This window comes from Paenibacillus montanisoli (assembly GCF_003268025.1).
Classification (GTDB): Bacteria; Bacillota; Bacilli; order Paenibacillales; family Paenibacillaceae; genus Paenibacillus_Z; species Paenibacillus_Z montanisoli.
Window position 1 is genome coordinate 105,461 of record NZ_QLUW01000004.1, and the last position, 21,621, is coordinate 127,081.

Sequence of the window (21,621 nt, forward strand, 5' to 3'; positions counted from 1 at the left end):
GGGGATTTTTTTCGTTTTGTTCACCCAATTAATCCCAACATATCCAACGATTCTCCTGTATAATATGGAGTAGAACCTGCCACAGTCAACGGCCAACCACGACCACTTAGGAGCGATGGGTATTGAAGAGCGTTCGCCAGCTGCTCAACGATTTGCAGCAAAAACGATTTGTAGGGCGGGACAAGGAGCTTGCCCTCATGACCCAAGAGCTGGAGAACAACGAAGCGGCTTGGCGTCTGCATCATTTTCACGGGCCTGGCGGAATCGGCAAGAGCGCATTGCTCCGCGCTTTCGAGCGGACGCTTCAAGGGGAAGACATCGTCATCTATGTAAATGTGCGTTCCTTCGAGCATCCCGTGCACTTCGCGGATGCCCTTCAGGACGAGCTGCACCGGTACCCGTCCATTCCGCAAGCTTCAACGGATCTTCATCTTCATGCTCCAATCGGCGTTGCCGAGGCGGATCGGCTGAATCGCCTGGCGGACCAGCGCGGCAGGCTGGTGCTGATGCTCGACGGCATTGACCGGGGAGGTCCCATCGCAGCATGGCTTCGAGACCACTGGCTTCCACAATTGACCACTCGCATCAAAGTATTCACCGCCGGCCGATACCCCTTGAACGAGGAATGGATATCCGCCGCCGGATGGATCGGCATGATCCGCAACATAAGACTCTCCCCGCTCACGAAATTCGATATCGACCGCTATACCGCTATTATCGGCATTGAAGACCAAGCGCTCCGCGATTGGGTAAAGCTGTTCTCCGGCGGCATTCCGCTCGCGCTTTCCTTGGCTTGCGAATCGATCCTGCAGCACGGCGCCCAATCCTTTCTGGCCGGGACGCAAATGACGACCATTATCGCGATGATGGACCGCACGCTATTCGAGGATGGCCAGCAGCCCGCGATGGTGAAACGGCTTCTATCCGCGGCCTCGCTGATTTGGTGGTTCGATCAAGACTTGCTGGAAGAGATGCTTGGCGAGACGATCATGCGCAGCGAAATGTGCGAATTTTGCAGCCTGCCCTACGTGATGCCCTTCGGTCCCGGAGGCTACAGCATCCTCGACGGCGTGCGCAGATGGATGAACGACGAGCTGGTCCGGCGCGCCCCCGACACCTGCCTTCAATATAAGAAGCGTGCGCTGCGGGCGGTCGAACGAAGATGGCGGATGCTGGAGGAGGGCGATTCGGAGAGCAAAAAGCGGATGCTCCGCCTTCAGAAGCTGTATTTGCTTTCGGATTCGTTTATGCAAAGCAATCATTTCGCCGGCGATGGCGACGGCTTCGACATCCAGCAAGCGACCGAAACCGACCTCCATGCGGTCATCGCGATTTATGAGCGCTCCATGACGAAGCTACCGCCGTATCTGCCTGACGATACCGGCCAGCAAGCCTACATCCATGCAATCTGGAGGCAGGATCCCGGCTCCATTCGGGTCGTGAAGCACCGGGGATTGCCGGTCGGATTTTATGCCTTTATCCAGCTGAATGAAGACGTAAGAGCCATTATGGCCGATAATAACGCGCTGCGCGGCTACTTTGAGCAAAGCCCGGCTGATCCGGACGGGAACGAGTATATGTTCTGGCTGCTCGGAACCGTCATTGAATACGATCCGGACGTAATCGGACTGCTCATCCGCGACATGCTCGGCATGCAGCTGACGGGCCGTATCGTATTTACGTCGATTCCGGTCGTCGGCCCGATCGAATCGATCTGCCGGCTCGGGTTCGAACGGCTGCCTTGGGCCGATTACCGCTCCCCCGGAGGGCTGCATTACAAGGCCGCCCGCATCGACCTGCGCGGCGACGATTTCTTTCACCGCATTCCCTCGCGCGAGCTCGATAGGGAAAGCGAAAGCGCCCCTGAGCGCTTCCCTCTGCTTGCGAAGAAGCCGGAGCCTCTCGTGCAACCAGCCGTGCCGGACCGCTGCCAGCTAGTGAAGCTGATGCTGGAAAATTATCATCGGCTTAACCGCGAACATGCTTTGTTAAGCCTAATTAGCAACATGTTGCCCGGCCAAGCAACCGGCGAGCCAAAGGAACGGTTTGCAGCTCGCATCACCGAAGTCGTGGCCCAATTCCTTGCGGCGCAAGTCGAAGGCAAACAGCAGGAGCAGCTGCAAGCGCGGATCCTGCGCCTGTTCTATCTCGAGCGGATCGGCAGCCATGAGATGGTCGCTTCACGGCTCAGCATGCCGATGACGACTTATTACCGCCATTTGAAGAAAGGCACCCGCAAGCTCGCCGACCATGTTTTCGATCAGCTAACCGCGGGCTTGTAGAACCCATCTGCCACACCTAACAGCATGTACATAAAAAAGGCTGAAAGTCTCCGCAAGCGCACACGATCGTGCTGCTTGAGGGCCTTTCAGCCTTTTGCTGTTTCTAGATAAACAATGCGATCAACTGGTAAAGCAAAGCCGCGAGCACTGCCGTAATCGGAATCGTGATGATCCACGACATGATGATACGTCCTGCCAAGTCCCATTTGACAGCCGAGAAGCGCTTCGCGCTGCCGACGCCGAGAATGGAGGAAGTGATGACATGCGTCGTACTGACTGGCAGATGCGTCATCGTTGCCGTCAGGATGACGGTTGCCGACGTGATGTCCGCCGCGAAGCCGTTGATCGGCTCGATTTTGAAAATTTTCGTCCCCATCGTCTTGATGATTTTCCATCCCCCGATTGAGGTACCGAGCGCCATGGCCGTTGCTGCCGAGAGCTTGACCCATAACGGGATATAATCCGTGGTGTCCTGGATCTCCGCCGCCACGAGCGCGAACGTGATGATCCCCATCGCTTTCTGGGCATCGTTCGTACCATGCGTGAACGATTGGAACGCCGCCGTCAAGATCTGTCCGGAACGGAACCCTTTGTTAATCTGATGCGGATTGGCCTTGGCAAAAATCTGCTTCAAGATCCACATCACGATGAAACCACCAGCAAATGCGATGAGCGGCGAAAAAATAAGTGCCTTCAGAATATCGATAAACCCTTTTGAATTAATCGCATCAAAGCCCGCCGAGCTGACGACCGCGCCTGTAAGCGCGCCGATCAGAGCATGGGAGGACGAAGACGGGATCCCGAACCACCATGTGAGCAGGTTCCAGGCAATCGCGCCGATGAGCGTCGCCACGACGACCTGCAAGCCGTGGTCCAAGTTGGCCGGATTGGCGATTTTGCCCCCGATCGTCTTTGCAACGCCCGTAAACATGACCGCCCCGACGAAGTTCATCAGCGAAGCGAGAATGATCGCCATCCGCGGCGACAAGGCCCGCGTGGACACGGACGTCGCAATCGCGTTGGCCGTATCGTGGAACCCGTTAATAAAGTCAAAAGCCAGTGCTAGAAAGATGACTATGCCGACCCAAATGTAAATGTCCATGACTGCTCGTCCCGCTCCTTAGCTATTGCGCATAATGATCGTTTCGAGTGTGTCTGCGACATCCTCGCAGTAGTCGGTCGTTTGCTCCAGTCGCTCGTAAATCTCTTTGCGCTTGATCAGCTCGATCGGATCCGTCACGTTCGCGAACAGGCTCTTCACGCTGACGCGAAGCAGGTCATCCGCTTGGTTCTCCAGCTCGTTGATATGGATCGCCGGCTCGCGCATCGCCAGCAGCTTCTTCTCGGAGAGCAGATAGATCGCTTTCTTGATTTGCTGCGCGCAACGGAGAATGTTCTCGGCGAACAGCGTGACATACTCGTCCGGCTGCGTAATATTGTACATTTCAAAGCGGGATGCGCATGCTTCGATGCCATCGAGCACATCATCAAGTGACGTCGTAAGCTTCATGATGTCTTCTCGCTCGATCGGCGTAATGAATGTCTTGTTCAACTCGGTCAGAATCGTATGTACGTGGCGGTCGCATTTGCTTTCGTACTCTTTCATTGATTTCGCGAACTGCCCAGCGTCTTTAATTTTGGAAACGTTTTGCTCGAAGAAGAGCACGCCCTCCAAAATCGTATCCGCCATGGATTCCAGCGTTGTAAAAAACACATCGTTCTTTCTCTTAAACATAACTATCCCCTTCGCCACCGCGGTATTTGCGTTACGGTAAATTAATACAATTGTCACTTGAAACGACAATATCTTAACATAGTTTACAAAACAATTGTTAAGGGATTGTAAAGGTTTTATGACTTATTTCACTTTTTTCATTCACAATTGCGCTTCCAAGTCTGCCGTGCACTTCTATTGTTTTCATGCGCATCCGATTTTAATCGCTAACAGGCAAAAAAAAGAAACCGGACAACCGCCGGTTTCCCTGATTTACAGCTTCTCAGCCACTATGGTGAACGTCTTCGGAATGCCCTTGTCGAACACATCGGACGAGCCGTTCGGCAGCTCCTCGAGCAGCTTGATGCATAGCCCGCCGCCCGCAACCGCGGTCACGATCTCGCCCAGCGTCCAGTTGCGCAGCAGCACTTTCGGCACCTCGCCGCCCTGCTCCACCGTAAACTTGGCGAAGGCGACCTCCTTCTCCTCCAGCTCGCTGCTGAAATAGTCGCCTGTCACCTTATGCTTGCGAATGTTCGCCGTCGTGCCGCGCGAGGAGATCAGCTTCGTCGATACCGGATGGAAGTCCTGCAGCACCAGCTTCCCGCCTTGGCGCAGCAGTCCGCGCACCACCTCGAAGAGCGGCGCGAGATCGAGAAAATAATGCAAAATCCCAAACTCCATGTACACGATATCATAGGAGCCGTCGAGCACGCCGGAAGGAAGCTTCAGCACATCCGCCACGATATACGTCAGCGGAACGCCCGCCTCGGCGGCTAGCTCCCGCGCATACCGCTCGTTCTCCTGCGAAAAATCGATCACCGTCGCGTCGGCGCCGAGCAGCGCAAGCGCGACCGCCTTATTCCCGTTCGAGCCAAGCAGATTGACGATCCGCTTCCCGCTCACTTCGCCCATATGCTCAAGAGCCGTGCCGACGCGCTTCGCCGGCGCAGCTTTGATTTTGGCAGCCGCTTCAGCCGGGGTGCCGAAGCGCTGCAGCCAAGCGCCGTACGCGCCGGTGTTCCAGGATTGTTCATTTTGCTTCGTTGTCGGTTCCACTGCTGCCAATCCTCCACTTACCGTCTAATCACTCCATTATATGCCGAGCTTCACATGCCCCGCAATCGTTGGCGTCATCGGAACGATGTGATAATACGTTTGACCGGGTACGAACGGCAGCTCCTGCCCGTCCTTCATAATCCGAATCACGCCGTCGCTGCTCCGTTCCCAAGTGCAGTCGATCTTCTTGCCCTTCTGGACCAGCATGGCCGGACCGCCGCTCTCGAGATCGATTTCCAGCCTGCCATAATCGTCGTATGTCTTATGCTTAGCGCCGATCACGACCAAATTCGCTGCCGTCAGCTGCTTCTCCGTCGTCAGATCGGTATGCGGCTTGCCGTTAATGAAGCGCTCATAGAGACCCATTGCCTCGTTATAGGTATAAGAGAGCTTGTAATCCTTCAGCAGAAAATGAATCTCGACCTCCGAGGCATCGTTGCCTGCCGAGGTAGCACCCGTCTCCGACCAAGGATACGCCGGAATATCGACGGTATCCGCGTATTTCTTCTTCGCCGCGCCTGCGCGAAGCTTCTCCAGATTGGAGTAGAGGTTATGCGGCGCCTTGCGGAACGACTCACGGTAGAAGTAAGCGCCCGCGTTCGAGATTTCGTCCAGATAATCTTTGTCCTGATGCTGCAAAATATCGTAGCCCTGCTGGCTGGCGCCGGCATGCGCGAGCACCGCATGGTAGGCTTCGCCGATCCGAATCAGATAAGGCCGGTTGCTGCGGATCGGACCGATCGGCTGCGTGGACGTCGTGCTTTGGAAAATCGCGACGAGCCGCGTGATGCCGCCCTCCGCTAGTACCTCCCAGACGACGTCGGCATTGGGCAGCCCCGACTGCGGGCGCGCCGCCGCGAAGTTGTTGACCATTACCGCGATCGGACGCTGCGTGGATTCGCTGTCCAGCGGCAGGCCGGTCAGCGGCGCAATATATTGAGGCGGATCAACGGCCGGCGGATCAATGGGTTCCGTATCGGTCGGCGTATCCGGAGGCGTGGTATTCTCCGGAGCCGGTTCGGTAACCGGGGCGGTCGTTTCGGCACTATTTTTATTTTTGTCATTGCAGCCTATGAGCAGGACGCTTGTTAAGAGCAGCACGACTGCGGCTAGCACGAACGTCAAGCGAAATGGAGACCGTTGTTTAACATCCTTCATCATCGAGCCCACCTTTTGTAGAATTTGAGGGAACGTTAACCATACCTTATTAAACCACATGTACGGCGGTATTGTCTGCCGCCCTAGGTAGGAACCGGCTTTGGAGGCCGGCGCGATGAACATCGCAGGGAAAGCAGAAACGGATCGACGACGCTCCCGCTGCGCCGGATCCGCATAATTTCGCCTAACTTTTGGCATACTAGTGCTATCTCTCTTTATGTTTAGGAGGCTAACTATGCCTGCTTTTATCGATTGGGTGACGGATCATTGGTTCTCCAGCCTTATTATAGTGCTGGCTATTATCGCGATTGCTTACGTAGCCAAAAATCACAAGTCGCTGTTTTATAAGGAATAGCCTTGCATGATCAATAACCCGGTCGGCGCCGCCGATCGGGTTATTTCGTCTGCTCTGTTGGCTGTTGCGCGCCAAGCAGCGGAATCGCGATTGTCACGGAAGTGCCTTCGCCGACCGTGCTCTCCAGCCGGAAGGTGCCGCCGTGCAGCTCGACGATTTCTTTGCAAATGGCAAGGCCAAGTCCGCTCCCGGACCGCTGGCTCGAGCCTTTGTAGAATTTCTCCGTTACGTGGGGCAAATCCTCAGGCGGAATGCCGATGCCCGTATCGGCGATTCGTATCGCCGCGAAGCCATCCTCTTGATCGGCCGTAACGGTAATCGTCCCGTCTCTCGGCGTAAATTTCAACGCGTTATCCAGTACGTTGATGAACACCTGCTTCATCCGGTTCGCATCGATTTTGGCGATCAGCGGTTTGTCCCCGCTTTTGCCTGCTATCGTGACCGATTCGCGCTGCCCCCTCGCTTCAAACTGACACAGCGTCTCCATGACCGGCTTGCGGATATCCAGCGCCTCGGGATGAAGCACGATGCTCTTGGCATAGAGCTTCGAGAAATCGAGCAGATCCTCCACGAGCCCCGCGAGCCGCTCCGTTTCCCGGTCGATGATCGCCAGACCGAGATTCAGCTCTTCCACATCGGCAGGATCGCCGGATGCCAGCGTTTCGCTCCAGCCTTTAATCGAGGTAAGCGGCGTGCGCAGCTCGTGCGAGATGGAAGAGATGAAATCCTCCTTCAGCTTCTCCCGCCGCGTCAGCTCCGACGCCATCGTGTTCAACGTTTCCGCCAGCCGTCCGATCTCATCGCGATCCTGCAGCGCGGCGCGGCGCGACCAGTCGCCTTCGGCCATCTTCTCGGCAACCCGCGTCAGGTTGCGGATCGGATTAGCGATCCGGTTCGCGATCAGTACGCTCATCGCGAAGAAGAGCAGCACGACCGCGCCGCCGACAAGCAGCGTAATCCAGAGCACGCTGCGCACCGTCGCGTCGACTTCCTTCAGCGAGGCGGTGTAGCGGAACATCGCGACGACGCGCTGTTCTTGCTTGACCGGCAGCGTAACCGCCGCGATCCGCTCGCCCGTCAGCGGGTCCTTGCCCCGCCAGACCCCTTTCTCGCCTTGGATCGCCCGTCTTACATCAGGCGTATCCGCCAGCTTGCCTCCGCCGCCTAGACCGTCGCTGTCGACGACGACGGCGCCTGAGCCGTCCAGAAGCTGGAGATACGGGGTGCCGACGGACATATTTTGCAGCATGTATCTGGCCTTCTCCCGGAGCGGTTCATAGGCGATCATGCGGTTGTGCAGGGCAGCTGCCGTCTCCGCGCGCTGCAGGACGGAGCCGACTGCGCTGCTGTAATAATAGTTCCAAACGAGGGTCACGAACATCGAACCGAGCGTAACGACGACAAGCACGATAAGAATGCCGTAGCTCCAGACGATGCGTGTGCGCAGGCTTTTCATTGCTCGTCGCTCCGTTTCCAGCGGTAGCCGTAGCCCCAGAGCGTCTCGATATGGCGCGGATCGGAAGGGTTCCGCTCAAGCTTCTGCCGAATGCGCCGGATGTTGACGTCCACGATCTTCAAATCCCCGACATAGTGCCGCCCCCACACCGCATCCAATATATCGTCGCGGCTTAAGCCCTCTCCCTCCCGCTCTATGAGCAGCTTCACAAGCGTCCACTCCGTCGGCGTCAGCACGATCTCTGCGCCGTCCTTCCACAGTCTGCGCTCCGCCGAAGACAGGCGGAACGGTCCGGAACGCAGCTCGCCGCGCCGCGTGGCGGACGCGTCGGCGCTTGCCGCGGCGTCGTCGAACCCGCCTGCGGCGTTCGCGCCGGCGCTGCCGCCGTTCCCGTCTTGAGGAACGGTGCCTGCATGGCCAGCCGCTCCCGAGGCGTTCGCTCCGGCCATGCCGGTGGTTCCGCCTTCTCCCGCGGCGGCAGTGCCCATTGCTTCTTCGCCAAGCGGCAGCATGCGCCGCTTCAACGCGTTCAGCCGGGCCACGAGCTCGCCCGGACTGAACGGCTTCTGCACGTAATCATCGGCGCCGAGCTCCAAGCCGCGGATTTTATCCTCTTCCTGCGACTTCGCCGTCAGCATGACGATGCCCATGCGCGGAAACTCCCGGCGCAGCTGCTCGCACACGTCGAACCCGCTGATGCCGGGCAGCATCACGTCCAGCAGCGCTACGTCAAAAGGCGGGGAGGCTTCCCGCGCCAGCGCCAAGGCGGTTTCCCCGTCCTCGGCCTCCGTTACCTCCATGCCGCCCCTTTTCAGATTAATGCGGACAAATCCGCGAATTGCCTCTTCATCCTCCACGATCAAAATCCGCAAGCAAAGGTCCCTCCTTCACGTCCTATTCCCCCGGCAGCAGCTTGAATAACCGTTTCATCTCGGCTTCATCCGGAGGAAATACGCCTTTGACGGAAGCTTCACGCTCGCCATCCGCTTCCTCCTTCGCAGGCCAGTCCCGCCACACGGCGACATAGACCAGCCCGCTCCCGCTGGCAAGCAGCTCATATCGCCGCCCCTCCTCTTGAAACAGCTGCTCCTTCTCGCTCCAGTCCGCAACCGGGATAACGCGCAGCGCCAAAATCTCTTCCCGCTTGTTCGTCTCCTCGACATAACGGTCTAACGCGACGTCATCGGCGCCGCCGTCCGTCAACTTTCTAAACGTATAGTCCGACCACGACATCGGAAGCTGCAGCTCATAGGAACGATAGGCATCGACATAGCGCTCGCCTACAACATCGAAGCCACCGTTGCCGTTCCACTGCTTATGCTGCTCGATCCATAGCAAATCGCTGTACGCGATCCCTTGCGATTGCCCGGGCGCTTCGCGCAGCGTATGAAGCTCCAAGATCCCGTCTCCGTTGTCGTCGCCGCTTAATTGTACGTTGGCATTGATCTGCACCTTATCATCGCCCGAAACCTCCGGCGGATAAATGGGGACGAGCTCCTCGGCTTGCCAAGCGAGCATCGTCGTTGTCGAAGCATCTGCCCCGATAGCCGCATCCGCCAGTACGCCGTAGCGGTTCTGAGCGATTTTGCCTAGCTTGACCTGCAAATATTCGTTCACCGACCCGTCCAGCATGGTCGAGGCTATTTTGCCCAATTGATCTCCTTGAAAACGATAGATGCCGATCGACGCCGTCAACTCCTGGCGCTGCAGCTGAATCAAGGCAAGCTCGGCGTCGCCGTCCCCGTCCGCATCGCCCGAACCCATCGTATCATAAGGCAGCTCCGACAGCGGTTTAGGAGGCTCCATGATTTGCGCAGCCGAGTCGATATGATAGAGCGTCAGCATATGCTGCGGCTCGCCGAACTGGTTCCAACCGATCAAGAGCTCCGGCTTTCCGTCCCGGTCCAGGTCGCCCGTTCGCAGTACATCCACGCCATAGTTGGACGATTCGGCAAACGTAAACCATTGCTCCCAGCCCCCATCCGCGCCGCGAAGCACCATCACATGCTCCGCGCCGCCTTCATCCGAGTAAACGACAAAAGCCTCCCGTTTCCCGTCGCCGTCCGCATCCATCCGGATCACGGCCGAATTCGCGGGCTCCTTCATCGCGAGCGAAAGCTTCGCTCTTGGAGGCAGCAGCTCGCGGACCGCGGAAGCCAGCGCGGCGTTTTCCGGCGTGGAACGCGGATTCAGCAGCAGATCGGCCGGCGTCGCCGTAATCTGGCATCCGGACAGAACCAGCAAGCTCAACAGAAGAGCGGTTCGTTTTATCCATTGTCGTTCGTCCATTCTCGCGCTCCTTCCGCACCGCTGGTCCTACTTGTTCTTCGCAGCCGGTTTCCCGCTTGACTTGGCGGCCAGCAGTTCGCTCACGGTAACGAAGGTGTAGCCTTTACTCTGCAAATCTTCAATGATCAGAGGAAGCAGCTGAACCGTGTTATTCACATATTTATTCCCAAAGGAATGCATCAAAATAATACCGCCATTTCGCGTATTCTTGCTCACGTTGGCCCTCATCTGCGAAACGGAGCTGCCTTCCCAATCCCGCGTATCGACCGTCCAGCCGATCAGCTCGCGGTGGTTTTGCTTTACGATATCCTTCAACTGCGGCGAAACGGCGCCGTACGGCGCGCGCACCAAACGGGGGACATAGCCGATCTGTTTGTCGATTAGCATATCCGTCCATTTAATCTGCTCTACTATTTTGCCGCTGTCAAGCTTAGTTAAATTCTTATGAGCGTAACTATGATTGCCGATCTCGCTGCCTTCGCGGCTGATGCGTTGCATCACCTTCGCATGGCGCTTCACTTGTAGGCCAACCGTGAAAAAGGTCGCACGGATTTTCTTCGCCTTCAAAATATCCAAAATCGCCGGCGTAAACCGGTCATCCGGCCCGTCGTCGAACGTCAGCGCAACCAGCTTCGCGCCTTTCTTTACCGAGTACGCCGCTGCCGGCTCCGTCGGCAGATCGAGTGCGGCCGGCTTCACCGGCGGCTGCTTCGCCGCCGATTCGGCTTTCGAAGCCGAACTTGTGCCCGCCCCATTTGCAGGTTTAGGGACTCCTTCGGCACTGTCAACTTTGCTCGTATCGGATGGCTTCTTCTCCGAAGCCGTATTCGTTTTCGCATCCGCTCCGGTAGCCTGACTACCCGCCGGATTAGTTTTTGCGGCCGCTCCCGCTTCTTTACCATTCACCGCTCCGGATCCTTCGGCCGCCTTCTCGGCCGATGCCCCTTGCCCAGCCGCCGAACCAGCTCCATCGTCTGGCCTCCCCGCCGCGGCTCCGGATCCATCCGCCGGCTTCTCGGCCGATACCGCTTCCCCAGCCGCTGCTCCGGCACTATTGGCCGTCTTCACGGCTGATACCGCTCTCCCAGCCGCCGTTCTGGCACCATTAGCCGACTTCTTGGCCAAAGCCACTTGCCATGTCACCGCACCGGTTTCACTGCCCGACTGCCCGGCTGATACCGACTGCCCGGCAACTGCTGCCAGGCCACCAGCCGCGCTCCTTTTTGCATCCATGCTCGCCCCGCCTTCTGCGTGCTTCCAGCCCGGTGAAGCTGCCGTCTCCGCTTCATGGCCGCGAGCTGCCTCCCGCTCGATTGGAGCGGCTAATCGAAGCTGAACCGATGCAACGGTCCGCACCGATAACCGAGGCTCCTCAGTCCCGCAGCCGGCGAGCAGCCCTGTTATAAGGATGGCTGCCATCAAGGCGGCTGTATATTTCTTTTGCCCTACTCCCAGTTTAGCCCGCATACCGCTATCCCCTCACAGCACCGGTTTTCAAACTACTTCTTCTTTCACTCTCCCAATACCTCTATGCTAATAGAATCAGGCGATCGAGTAGTTACAAAGAAGTAACACCGGGGCCGAGAAAGGCCGGCGTAGGCAAAACAAAAACCCCACGTTTAACCGTGGGGTTCCATACAAAAAGCCTATTTCAGCGCTTTCGCTGCAATATCCGTCCGGCAGTGCATGCCGTCAAAATGAATCGCGCTCACCGCTTCATACGCCTTCGCGCGCGCTTCCGCGATATCGCTGCCGCGGCCGACGATGCCAAGCACGCGTCCGCCGTTCGTCACGATTTCACCGCCGTCTGCCAGCGCCGTACCGGCATGGAACACCAGCGCGCCTTGCGCTTTTGCAGCCTCCAGTCCAGTGATGACACGGCCTTTCGGGTACGAAGCCGGGTAGCCTTCGGATGCGGCGATGACGCATACCGCTGCCTCGTCGCTCCACTCGATGTCTAGCTGCCCGAGGCGGCCGTTCATCGATGCGAGGATGATGTCAAGCAGATCGGTCTTCAGACGAGGAAGCACGACCTGCGTCTCCGGATCGCCCATCCGAGCGTTGAACTCGATTGTTTTCGGACCGTCCTTCGTGATCATCAGCCCTGCGAAAAGAACGCCGCGGAACGGACGGCCTTCGCTAACCATGGCGCGAGCCGTCGGCTTGATGATGTTCTCAATCGCGTCTTCCACGATCGCCGGATCAATGTGAGGCAGCGGGGAGTAGGTGCCCATGCCGCCGGTGTTCGGGCCTTTATCGTTGTCGAATACAGGCTTGTGGTCTTGAGCCGGTACCATCGCGCGCACCGTTTCGCCGTCAACGAATGCTAGGATGGACATTTCTTGTCCAGCCAGGAATTCTTCGATGACGACGCGTCCGCCGGATTCGCCGAACACTTTGCCGACCATCATGCCATGGAGCGCTTCCTCGGCTTCTTCCATCGTTGCCGCAACGGTAACGCCTTTGCCTGCCGCAAGGCCATCCGCTTTCACGACGATCGGCAGCTCCTGCTGGCGCAGGTAAGCCAGGGCCGACTCGTAATCGGTGAACGTCTCGTATTTGGCCGTCGGAATCTCGTACTTCTTCAGCAGGTTTTTCATGAAAATCTTGCTGCCTTCGATTTCCGCCGCATTCTTGCGAGGGCCGTAAACCGGAATATTGTGCGCCTCGAACGCGTCGACGATGCCTTCCGCAAGCGGATCGTCCGGACCTACGACTACGAGATCCACTTCGTTGTCGATGGCGAACTGAATGAGATCGCTGAACCGGTTAACCGGAATCGGCACGCATTCCGCCAGCTCTGCGATACCCGCGTTGCCGGGTGCACAAAAGATTTTGCTAACTTTATCGCTCTTGTTCAGCGACCAGACGATGGCATGCTCACGCCCGCCGCCGCCGATAACCATAATCCGCAAAGGAAGCCCTCCCCGTCCTAGTGTTTAAAATGACGGACGCCCGTCAGCACCATCGCAATATTGTTCGCGTTCGCAACCGCGATGGACTCTTCGTCCTTGATCGAACCGCCCGGCTGGATGACGGCCGTTATGCCTGCTTTTGCCGCAAGCTCCAGCGTGTCGCCCATAGGGAAGAACGCATCGGATGCGAGCACCGCGCCTTTTGCCTTCTCGCCTGCTTGCTCGATGGCGATGCGCGCTGCGCCGACGCGGTTCATTTGACCTGCGCCTACGCCGACCGTCATGTCGTCTGCCGACAGCAGGATCGCGTTCGACTTCACATGCTTGACGACCTTCCAGCCGAACAGCAGCTGCTTAAGCTCTTCTTCGGTCGGCTTGCGGTTTGTCACGACCTTGATGTCCTCTTCCGTCAGGCTGTGCACGTCACTCTCTTGCACCAGCATGCCGCCGTCAACGCTAGTCACGAGCCACTCCGGCTTGCGCTCGCCTGCCGCTTGGATCTCGCCCAGCTTCATGAGGCGGATATTCTTCTTCTTCGTCAGCACTTCCAGCGCTTCAGGCGTGAAGTCCGGCGCAATAACGATCTCGAGGAAAATCTCGCTCAGCAGCTTCGCCGTCTCTTCGCCGATCGTGCGGTTCGCCGCTACGATGCCGCCGAAGATGGAGGTAGGGTCGGCTGCGTATGCTTTTTTGTACGCTTCGTGGATGTCGCTGCCGATGCCCACGCCGCAAGGGTTCATATGCTTCACCGCGACGACGGCCGGCTCGTTGAATTCCTTCACGATAGCGAGTGCCGCATTCGCGTCATTGATGTTGTTGTAGGAAAGCTCCTTGCCATGCAGCTGCTCCGCAGTTGTGATGTTGCCGGCGGATGCGAGCGGCTTGCGGTAAAACGCCGCTTTTTGGTGCGGGTTCTCGCCATAGCGCAGATCTTGCACTTTCTCGTACGTTACGGTGTAGCTCTCTGGAAGCGGATTGCCTTGCAGCTTCGAAAGGTAGTCCGAGATCAGCGCGTCGTATGCGCCGGTGTGGCGGAATACTTTGGCTGCCAGCTGTTTGCGAGTATCCAGCGTCGTGTCGCCGCTTGCTTTGATTTCGTCCAGAACGGATTGATAATCTGCTGCGTCTACGACGACCGTCACGAATGCGTGGTTTTTCGCCGCCGAACGAAGCATCGTCGGGCCGCCGATATCGATGTTCTCGATCGCGTCTTCGTACGTGACATCCGGCTTCGCAATCGTCGCCGCAAAAGGATACAGGTTAACGACCACCAGATCGATATAGTCAAGACCTAGCTCCTGCATCGCTTTCTGATGCTCTTCGTCATCGCGAACCGCGAGCAGGCCGCTGTGCACCGCCGGGTGCAGCGTCTTTACGCGTCCGTCGAGAATTTCCGGGAAGCCCGTCACATCGGAGATGCCGATGACCGGCACGCCTTCTTTTTCCAACAGGCTCGCCGTGCCGCCCGTCGAAATAATTTGCACGCCAAGGCCGGCCAGCGCCCGCGAAAATTCCACAATCCCCGTCTTATCCGATACGCTAATAAGTGCTCTGCGAATGCTCAAAATAGAACCTCCTAAAAGTTATTGCGCTCCCCTGCGAGTTACGCGCTCTATCCTGTTTTCTTTACCTTCCTTTAAGTGCAGCCAATGTAGTGCTCCAGCAGCTCCTCTTTGACTCGTTCATCCAAAATTCCGCCAATGTAGTGCTCCAGCAGCTCCTCTTTGACTCGTTCAGCCAAAGTTCCGCCAATGTGGTGCTCTAGGGGCTCCTCTTTGACTCGTTCTGCCAAAGTTCCGCCAATGTAGCGCTCTAGGAGCTCTTCTTTGACTCGTTCTGCCAAAGTTCCGCCAATGTAGCGCTCCAGGGGCTCCTCTTTGACTCGTTCTGCCAAAGTTCCGCCAATGTAGTGCTCTAGGGGCTCCTCTTTGACTCGTTCTGCCAAAGTTCCGCCAATGTAGTGCTCTAGGGGCTCCTCTTTAACTCGTTCTGCCAAAGTTCCGCCAATGTAGCGCTCTAGGAGCTCCTCTTTGACTCGTTCTGCCAAAGTTCCGCCAATGTAGCGCTCCAGGGGCTCCTCTTTGACTCGTTCAGCCAATGTGTCGAGCGTGCAGCTGATCCGCCACTGGATCTAGTGGCAACAGCTGCTCGTTACTTCACAACAACCCGCCGGCCGTCCAGCTGAACGGCCCCGGCTGCGATCCGCGACACGACCCACGGGAGCAGCTCCTGCTCCGCCGCATGAATGCGTGGCGCAAGCGTCTCCTCCGTGTCATCGTCCGCAATCTCGACGGCGCGCTGCGCGATGATCGGCCCGCTATCGAGGCCGCCGTCGACGTAGTGAACGGTGACCCCCGTCACCTTCACGCCGTACTCCAGCGCCTGCCGGATGCCGTTCACGCCCGGAAAAGCCGGCAGCAACGACGGATGCACGTTGATCATCCGGCCGTAGAACGGCTCCACGAGTAGCGGAGTGATGATCCGCATGTACCCCGCGAGCACGATCAAATCCACCTCTCGCCTGCGGAGCTCCGCCAAGATTTCCGTCTCGTACGTTTCGCGGGACGAATACTCGCGCGGACGAAACGTAAACACATCGACGCCAGCTTCGCGTGCGCGTTCAACCACAGGCGCCTCAGGCTTGTCACAAACAAGAAGCTCGAGGCTTGCGCCCTCGAGCCTTTGTTGTTTTGCCGCATCCGCGAGCGCCCCGAAGTTCGAGCCGAAGCCCGAGGCAAACACGGCGACGCGCATGCCGGCCATTAAACGTCCGCTCCCGTAAAGGTCACAATACGGCTACCTTCCGTTACTTTACCGATGATGTAAGCATCTTCGCCCAGCTCGCGTGCAATGCGCAGCGCTTCCTCGGCTTGTTCGGCTGGAACAACGACGACCATGCCCACACCCATGTTGAATGTCGTGAACATGTCGCGGTTCGTGATCGAGCCTTTTTCCTGCATCAGCTTAAAGATCGGTTGAATCGGCCAGGAACCATATGCGATTTCAACGTTGACGCCTTCCGGCAGAACGCGCGGAATATTTTCGATGAAGCCGCCGCCCGTGATGTGCGCCATCCCTTTAACCTGTACTTGCTTGATCAGCTCAAGCACGGATTTCACGTAAATCTTGGTCGGCTCGATGATGACATCGCCGAGCTTCTTGCCGCCAAGCTCCGGCAGCTCCGAATCCAGGCTATAGCCAGCCGTATCAAGCAGCAAACGGCGAACCAGCGAGTAGCCGTTGCTGTGGATGCCGCTCGAAGCGAGGCCAAGCACGACATCGCCAGGGGCAATCGTTTTGCCGTCGATGATCTTCTTCTTGTCGACGATGCCGACCGTAAAGCCCGCGATATCGTACTCATCGCCTTGGTACATGCCGGGCATTTCAGCCGTTTCGCCGCCGATCAGCGCACAGCCGGACTGCACGCAGCCGTCGGAGATGCCTTTGACGATCGCTTCGATTTTCTCAGGCTCGACTTTGCCGCAAGCCAAGTAATCGAGGAAGAACAGCGGCTCCGCGCCTTGAACGATAATATCGTTCACGCACATCGCAACCGCGTCGATCCCGATCGTATCGTGCTTGTCCATCGCAAAAGCGACCTTCAGCTTCGTGCCCACGCCGTCCGTGCCCGATACCAAAACCGGCTCCTCGTACTTGTCTTTATTCAACCCGAACAGGCCGCCGAAGCCGCCAAGATCCGTCAGCACTTCCGGACGGAACGTCTTCTTTACGTGCTTCTTCATCCGTTCGACCGCTTCGTTGCCCGCCGCGATGTCAACTCCGGCTTGTTTATAAGCTTCTGACACGATTGTCACTCCTTATATTTATAAATCATGCTGTTCAAGTAGGTAGGTGCCCCGGTGACCGGAGAGTCGATATGGAGTCGGAACAGCGTCAGCGGTCGCCTTTGTAGATGGATTTCCAACCTATACAGGTTAGAAATTCAAAGAAATCCATCTACAACAGCGAGTGGAGACCCATATCGACCGCAGGTCACGAACTTAGCACCGGACTAGCACGAACAGCTCTTCTCCGAAGCCGGATCGACCGGCGTCGGATAATCATTATCGAAGCATGCGAGGCACATGCCCCGGTTGTATTCGCCGTCGTTGCCGCCAACGGCTTCAATAAAGCCATCATGGCTTAGAAATACCAACGAATCCGCGTTTATCGCCTTGCGGATCTCTTCCACGGACTTCTGCGAAGCGATCAGCTCCTTGCGGTCAGGCGTGTCGATGCCGTAGTAGCAAGGATTCATGAACGGCGGCGAGGTGATGCACACATGAACCTCGGTCGCGCCCGCTTCGCGAAGCAGGTTCACGATGCGAAGGCTCGTCGTTCCGCGCACGATGGAGTCGTCGATCATAACGACGCGTTTACCTTCGACCACTTTGCGAACCGCGGAAAGCTTCATTTTAACGCCTTTCTCGCGCAGCTCCTGCGATGGCTGGATGAACGTACGGCCCGTGTACTTGTTCTTGATCAGTCCAAGCTCGTAAGGGATGCCCGTCTGCTCCGCATAGCCGATTGCCGCGGAAATGCTGGAATCCGGCACGCCGGTTACGACATCCGCGTCGAAGAACGCTTCTAATGCCAGCTGTCGGCCCATGCGCTTGCGCGCCGAGTGCAGGTTGATGCCGTTAATGTCGCTGTCCGGTCGAGCAAAATAAATATATTCCATCGCGCACGTCGCGCGGCGCTCCATCTTCTCGAAACGGTCTTCCCTCAGACCGTTCTTGTCGAGGATGAGCAGCTCGCCCGGCTGTACGTCTCGTACGTACTCCGCGCCGCATGTTTCCAGAGCGCATGTCTCGGAAGCGAACACGTAGCCATCGCCCAGTTTGCCCATGACTAGCGGGCGCAAACCGTGGCCGTCGGAAGCGACAAGCAGCTTATCGTTCGTCATGATAAGGAAAGCAAATCCGCCGATAATCCGCTGCAGCGCATCCTTCGCCGCGTTGACGAAATCTTTGCTCGAGCGCGCGATCAGATGAGCGATAACTTCCGTATCGCTCGTCGTTTGGAAGATCGAGCCTTGGCTCTCCAGCTCCTTGCGGATCGCTGGAGCGTTCACGATGTTTCCGTTTGTCGCCACAGCCAAGTCGCCGTCACGGTATTTGAAGATAAGCGGCTGCGCGTTCGCGAGCTTGCTTTCTCCTGCGGTCGAGTAACGCACATGTCCAATGATACGGTCGCCCGGAAGGCCTTCCAGCTTCGACTGGTCGAACACTTCCTTCACGAGACCCATGCCGCGGTGATACGTGAATTTGCCGTTTTCCGATTCCACTGCTGCCATTCCGGCGCTCTCTTCCCCGCGGTGCTGCAGCGCATGGAGGCCATAGTAGCCGAGGGAGCAGGCATCCGGGATGCCAAACACCCCGAATACCCCGCACTCTTCGCGCAATTTATCGAAAATATCGTCACGGCCGATGCCTTCGTTATAGTGATTGCCAGTCCACAGCTTCGGCAGCTGCTTTATTTCATCAGACATGGAATCGCATCCTTCCAGACCTTCTCCAATTGATCAACCGGTGCGTTAATGCCCGGCTTGCCGTTCACGTTTACGACCAAACCGCTGCTGCGGACTACGCCGATAGCCGCGTTCGGAACGCCTTGCTCCGTCAAATACTTCTGCAGTGCTTCCGCTTGCTCCGGTTTAGCCGACAGCAAAATACGGGATTGCGACTCGCTGAACAGCGCAGCGTCCGGACGCAGGTCAGTCGCAACGTTCGCTTCAGCGCCAAGCTTGCCGCTGATTGCGGATTCCGCAAGCGCAACCGCCAGACCGCCTTCGGAAAGGTCATGCGCCGAAGCGACAAGGCCTTCGCGGATCGCGCCGAGCACGCCGTTCAGAAGCGTCTTCTCTGTTGCAAGGTCGATTTGCGGCGGACGGCCTTCGCTCTTGCCGTGCAGCACGTATTGCAGCTCGCTGCCGCCTAGCTCATGCTTCGTTTCGCCGGCGAGAATAATAACGTCGCCCTCTGCTTTAAAACCTTGCGTAGTAATATGGTCAACGTCGTGCACGAGACCCACCATGCCGATAACCGGCGTCGGGTAAATCGCGCCCTTCGCGTTCTCGTTGTACAAGCTGACGTTACCGCCGATGACCGGCGTATCGAGCGTGCGGCAAGCTTCGGAAATGCCGTCAGCCGCTTTCTCGATTTGCCAGAACACTTCCGGTTTCTCCGGGTTGCCGAAGTTCAGGTTATCCGTAATCGCAAGCGGTTCAGCGCCGGAGCAAACGATGTTGCGCGCTGCTTCCGCTACCGCGATACGTCCGCCAACCTCTGGATCAAGGTACACGTAACGGCCATTGCAGTCCGTTGTCATCGCCAGCGCTTTGCGCGTGCCGCGAATCGTAACGACCGCAGCGTCGGAGCCCGGTTGAACCGCCGTGCTTGTCCGAACCATGTAGTCGTATTGGTTGTAAACCCACTCTTTGCTTGCAACCGTCGGCGAAGCCAGCACTTGCTTCAGCGCGCCCGTCAAATCCGTTACTTCCGGATAGGCTGCCGTGTCGATCGCTGCGTTTGCCGCATAGTAAGCAGGCTCTGAGGATGGCTTGTCGTACATTGGGCACTCGTCAACGAGCGCTTTTACCGGCATGTTCGCCACTTCTTCGCCTTGGTGGAACAGACGCAGACGGCCGTCATCCGTTACTTTGCCAACCTTCACGCAGATAATGCCCCAACGGTCAAAAATCTCCTGCGCTTGCGCTTCATGCTGCGGTTCTACGACGAACAGCATGCGCTCCTGCGACTCGGACAGCATCATTTCGTATGGCGTCATGCCTTCTTCGCGCTGAGGCACCTCGTCGAGGTACAGCTCCAAGCCGTTGCCGGCTTTGGACGCCATCTCCGCGCTGGAGCAAGTGAGGCCTGCCGCGCCCATATCTTGAATACCGACAACGATGCCGGCATTAATCAGTTCAAGCGTTGCTTCCATAACGAGCTTCTCCATGAACGGATCGCCTACTTGGACAGCCGTACGCTTCTCTTCGGATTCCTCGGACAATTCAACCGATGCGAACGTCGCGCCGTGAATGCCGTCGCGGCCGGTTGCCGGTCCAACGTAGAAAACAGGGTTGCCTACGCCTTTGGCTACGCCGCGCTGGATTTTATCATGATCGATAAGGCCTACGCACATGGCGTTAACAAGCGGATTGCCTTCGTAGCTTTCGTCGAACATGACTTCGCCCGCGACCGTTGGGATACCGATACAGTTCCCGTAACCCGCGATGCCGCCAACTACGTGCTCGAACAAATATTTGACGCGCGCATTTTCAAGGTTGCCGAAGCGCAGGCTGTTCAGCAGCGCAACCGGACGAGCGCCCATAGAGAAAATGTCGCGGATAATGCCGCCGACGCCTGTAGCTGCGCCTTGGTACGGCTCAACCGCGGACGGATGGTTATGCGATTCGATTTTGAACACGACCGCTTGGTTGTCGCCGATGTCGACGATGCCCGCGCCTTCGCCTGGACCCATCAAAACCTTAGGGCCGGTGATCGGGAACTTCTTTAGAATCTTCTTCGAGTTCTTATAGGAGCAGTGCTCCGACCACATGACGCTGAATACGCCAATCTCCGTATAATTCGGCTTACGTCCGAGGAAGCCGCAAACCAGTTCATATTCGTAATCCGTTACTCCGAATTGCGTATAAATGCGTTGATCCGCAATTTGTTCCGCTGTCGGCTCCTTAGCTGTTAACTGCTGCGCCATTCTTTTCCCTCCACGCGTTCAAAATCGAAGTAAACATCCGTTTGCCGTCCTCCGAGCCGAGTAGCTGATCCACAGCGCGCTCCGGATGCGGCATCATGCCGACGACGTTGCCGCGCTCGTTGCTGATGCCGGCGATATTGTCCACGGAACCGTTCGGGTTGGTGTTGCCCGCGTAACGGAACACGATTTGATTGTTTGCTTTCAGCTGCGCGAGCGTCTCGTCGTCGCAGTAGTAGTTGCCTTCGCCGTGAGCGATCGGAATATTGATGATTTCGCCTTCGTTGTACTCGCTGGTGAAGGCCGTATTGTTGTTTGCGACTTCAAGCTGCGTTTGATCGCAGATGAATTTCATGCCGTTGTTGCGGCGCAGCGCGCCTGGCAGGAGGCCTGCTTCCGTGAGGATCTGGAAGCCGTTGCAGATGCCGAGAATGAATTTGCCTTCTTCGGCCGCTTTCACCACTTCGTTCATGACCGGCGCAAAACGGGCAATCGCGCCGCAGCGCAGGTAATCGCCGTAAGAGAAGCCGCCCGGCACGAGAATGGCGTCATAGCCGGAAAGGTCGGTCGTCGTGTGCCATACGTAGTCAACCTTTTGGCCGATCGTATCTTCTACTGCCTTGTAGCAGTCAATGTCGCAGTTGGAGCCTGGAAAAACGAGTACCGCAAACTTCATC

Annotated in this window: 17 protein-coding genes; 1 reads left to right on the forward strand and 16 read right to left on the reverse strand. The window is 57.4% G+C overall.

Going from position 1 to position 21,621, the window contains the following annotated elements; genetic code table 11:
* Positions 1-122 precede the first annotated feature (122 nt).
* Positions 123-2,282 (forward strand): ATP-binding protein, encoded by a 2,160-nt coding sequence (locus DL346_RS20150; RefSeq protein ID WP_112884185.1) that lies wholly within the window; start codon positions 123-125, stop codon positions 2,280-2,282.
* A 103-nt stretch (positions 2,283-2,385) separates the two neighbouring features.
* On the opposite strand, the gene DL346_RS20155 is transcribed toward DL346_RS20150, so the two are convergent.
* The 16 genes from DL346_RS20155 to purQ form a co-directional block, all read right to left on the reverse strand.
* Positions 2,386-3,384 (reverse strand): inorganic phosphate transporter, encoded by a 999-nt coding sequence (locus DL346_RS20155; RefSeq protein WP_112884186.1) that lies wholly within the window; start codon positions 3,382-3,384, stop codon positions 2,386-2,388.
* Between the two features lie 18 nt (positions 3,385-3,402).
* The gene (locus DL346_RS20160; protein WP_112884187.1) at positions 3,403-4,017 is read right to left on the reverse strand and encodes a DUF47 domain-containing protein; all 615 of its coding nucleotides are present in this window, start codon (positions 4,015-4,017) and stop codon (positions 3,403-3,405) included.
* Between the two features lie 252 nt (positions 4,018-4,269).
* Positions 4,270-5,055 carry a class I SAM-dependent methyltransferase gene (locus DL346_RS20165; RefSeq protein WP_112884188.1) on the reverse strand — a complete coding sequence of 262 codons (786 nt, stop codon included), beginning with the start codon at positions 5,053-5,055 and terminating at the stop codon, positions 4,270-4,272.
* A gap of 36 nt (positions 5,056-5,091) precedes the next feature.
* Positions 5,092-6,216: a DUF3048 domain-containing protein gene (locus DL346_RS20170; protein WP_240633324.1), complete on the reverse strand. Its 1,125-nt coding sequence runs from the start codon at positions 6,214-6,216 to the stop codon at positions 5,092-5,094.
* 392 nt (positions 6,217-6,608) lie between these two features.
* Complete coding sequence (locus DL346_RS20175; protein WP_112884189.1) at positions 6,609-8,024, reverse strand: sensor histidine kinase; 1,416 nt, start codon at positions 8,022-8,024, stop codon at positions 6,609-6,611.
* Positions 8,021-8,896, reverse strand: a complete 876-nt coding sequence (locus DL346_RS29565; RefSeq protein ID WP_240633325.1) for a response regulator transcription factor — start codon at positions 8,894-8,896, stop codon at positions 8,021-8,023. Before DL346_RS29565 ends, DL346_RS20175 begins: the two co-directional genes overlap by 4 nt.
* A gap of 22 nt (positions 8,897-8,918) precedes the next feature.
* Positions 8,919-10,313 (reverse strand): FG-GAP repeat domain-containing protein, encoded by a 1,395-nt coding sequence (locus tag DL346_RS20195; RefSeq protein ID WP_112884190.1) that lies wholly within the window; start codon positions 10,311-10,313, stop codon positions 8,919-8,921.
* A 27-nt stretch (positions 10,314-10,340) separates the two neighbouring features.
* Complete coding sequence (locus tag DL346_RS20200) at positions 10,341-11,780, reverse strand: polysaccharide deacetylase family protein (protein ID WP_112884191.1); 1,440 nt, start codon at positions 11,778-11,780, stop codon at positions 10,341-10,343.
* Between the two features lie 179 nt (positions 11,781-11,959).
* Positions 11,960-13,228, reverse strand: coding sequence for a phosphoribosylamine--glycine ligase (purD, locus tag DL346_RS20205; RefSeq protein ID WP_112884192.1), 1,269 nt, complete (start codon positions 13,226-13,228; stop codon positions 11,960-11,962).
* A gap of 17 nt (positions 13,229-13,245) precedes the next feature.
* Positions 13,246-14,793 (reverse strand): bifunctional phosphoribosylaminoimidazolecarboxamide formyltransferase/IMP cyclohydrolase, encoded by a 1,548-nt coding sequence (purH, locus tag DL346_RS20210; protein WP_112884193.1) that lies wholly within the window; start codon positions 14,791-14,793, stop codon positions 13,246-13,248.
* 71 nt (positions 14,794-14,864) lie between these two features.
* A complete protein-coding gene (locus DL346_RS20215; protein WP_133257544.1) occupies positions 14,865-15,326 on the reverse strand; it encodes a hypothetical protein in 462 nt (153 codons plus the stop codon).
* A gap of 53 nt (positions 15,327-15,379) precedes the next feature.
* Entirely contained in the window at positions 15,380-15,991 is a 612-nt protein-coding gene (gene purN, locus DL346_RS20220) for a phosphoribosylglycinamide formyltransferase (RefSeq protein WP_112884195.1), read from the reverse strand.
* The gene (gene purM / locus DL346_RS20225; protein ID WP_112884196.1) at positions 15,991-17,034 is read right to left on the reverse strand and encodes a phosphoribosylformylglycinamidine cyclo-ligase; all 1,044 of its coding nucleotides are present in this window, start codon (positions 17,032-17,034) and stop codon (positions 15,991-15,993) included. Before purM ends, purN begins: the two co-directional genes overlap by 1 nt.
* Before the next feature lie 206 nt (positions 17,035-17,240).
* Positions 17,241-18,719 carry an amidophosphoribosyltransferase gene (gene purF, locus DL346_RS20230; protein ID WP_112884197.1) on the reverse strand — a complete coding sequence of 493 codons (1,479 nt, stop codon included), beginning with the start codon at positions 18,717-18,719 and terminating at the stop codon, positions 17,241-17,243.
* Complete coding sequence (gene purL, locus DL346_RS20235; protein WP_112884198.1) at positions 18,704-20,947, reverse strand: phosphoribosylformylglycinamidine synthase subunit PurL; 2,244 nt, start codon at positions 20,945-20,947, stop codon at positions 18,704-18,706. Before purL ends, purF begins: the two co-directional genes overlap by 16 nt.
* Positions 20,925-21,620 (reverse strand): phosphoribosylformylglycinamidine synthase subunit PurQ, encoded by a 696-nt coding sequence (purQ, locus tag DL346_RS20240; protein WP_112884199.1) that lies wholly within the window; start codon positions 21,618-21,620, stop codon positions 20,925-20,927. Before purQ ends, purL begins: the two co-directional genes overlap by 23 nt.
* Position 21,621: the final 1 nt, after the last annotated feature.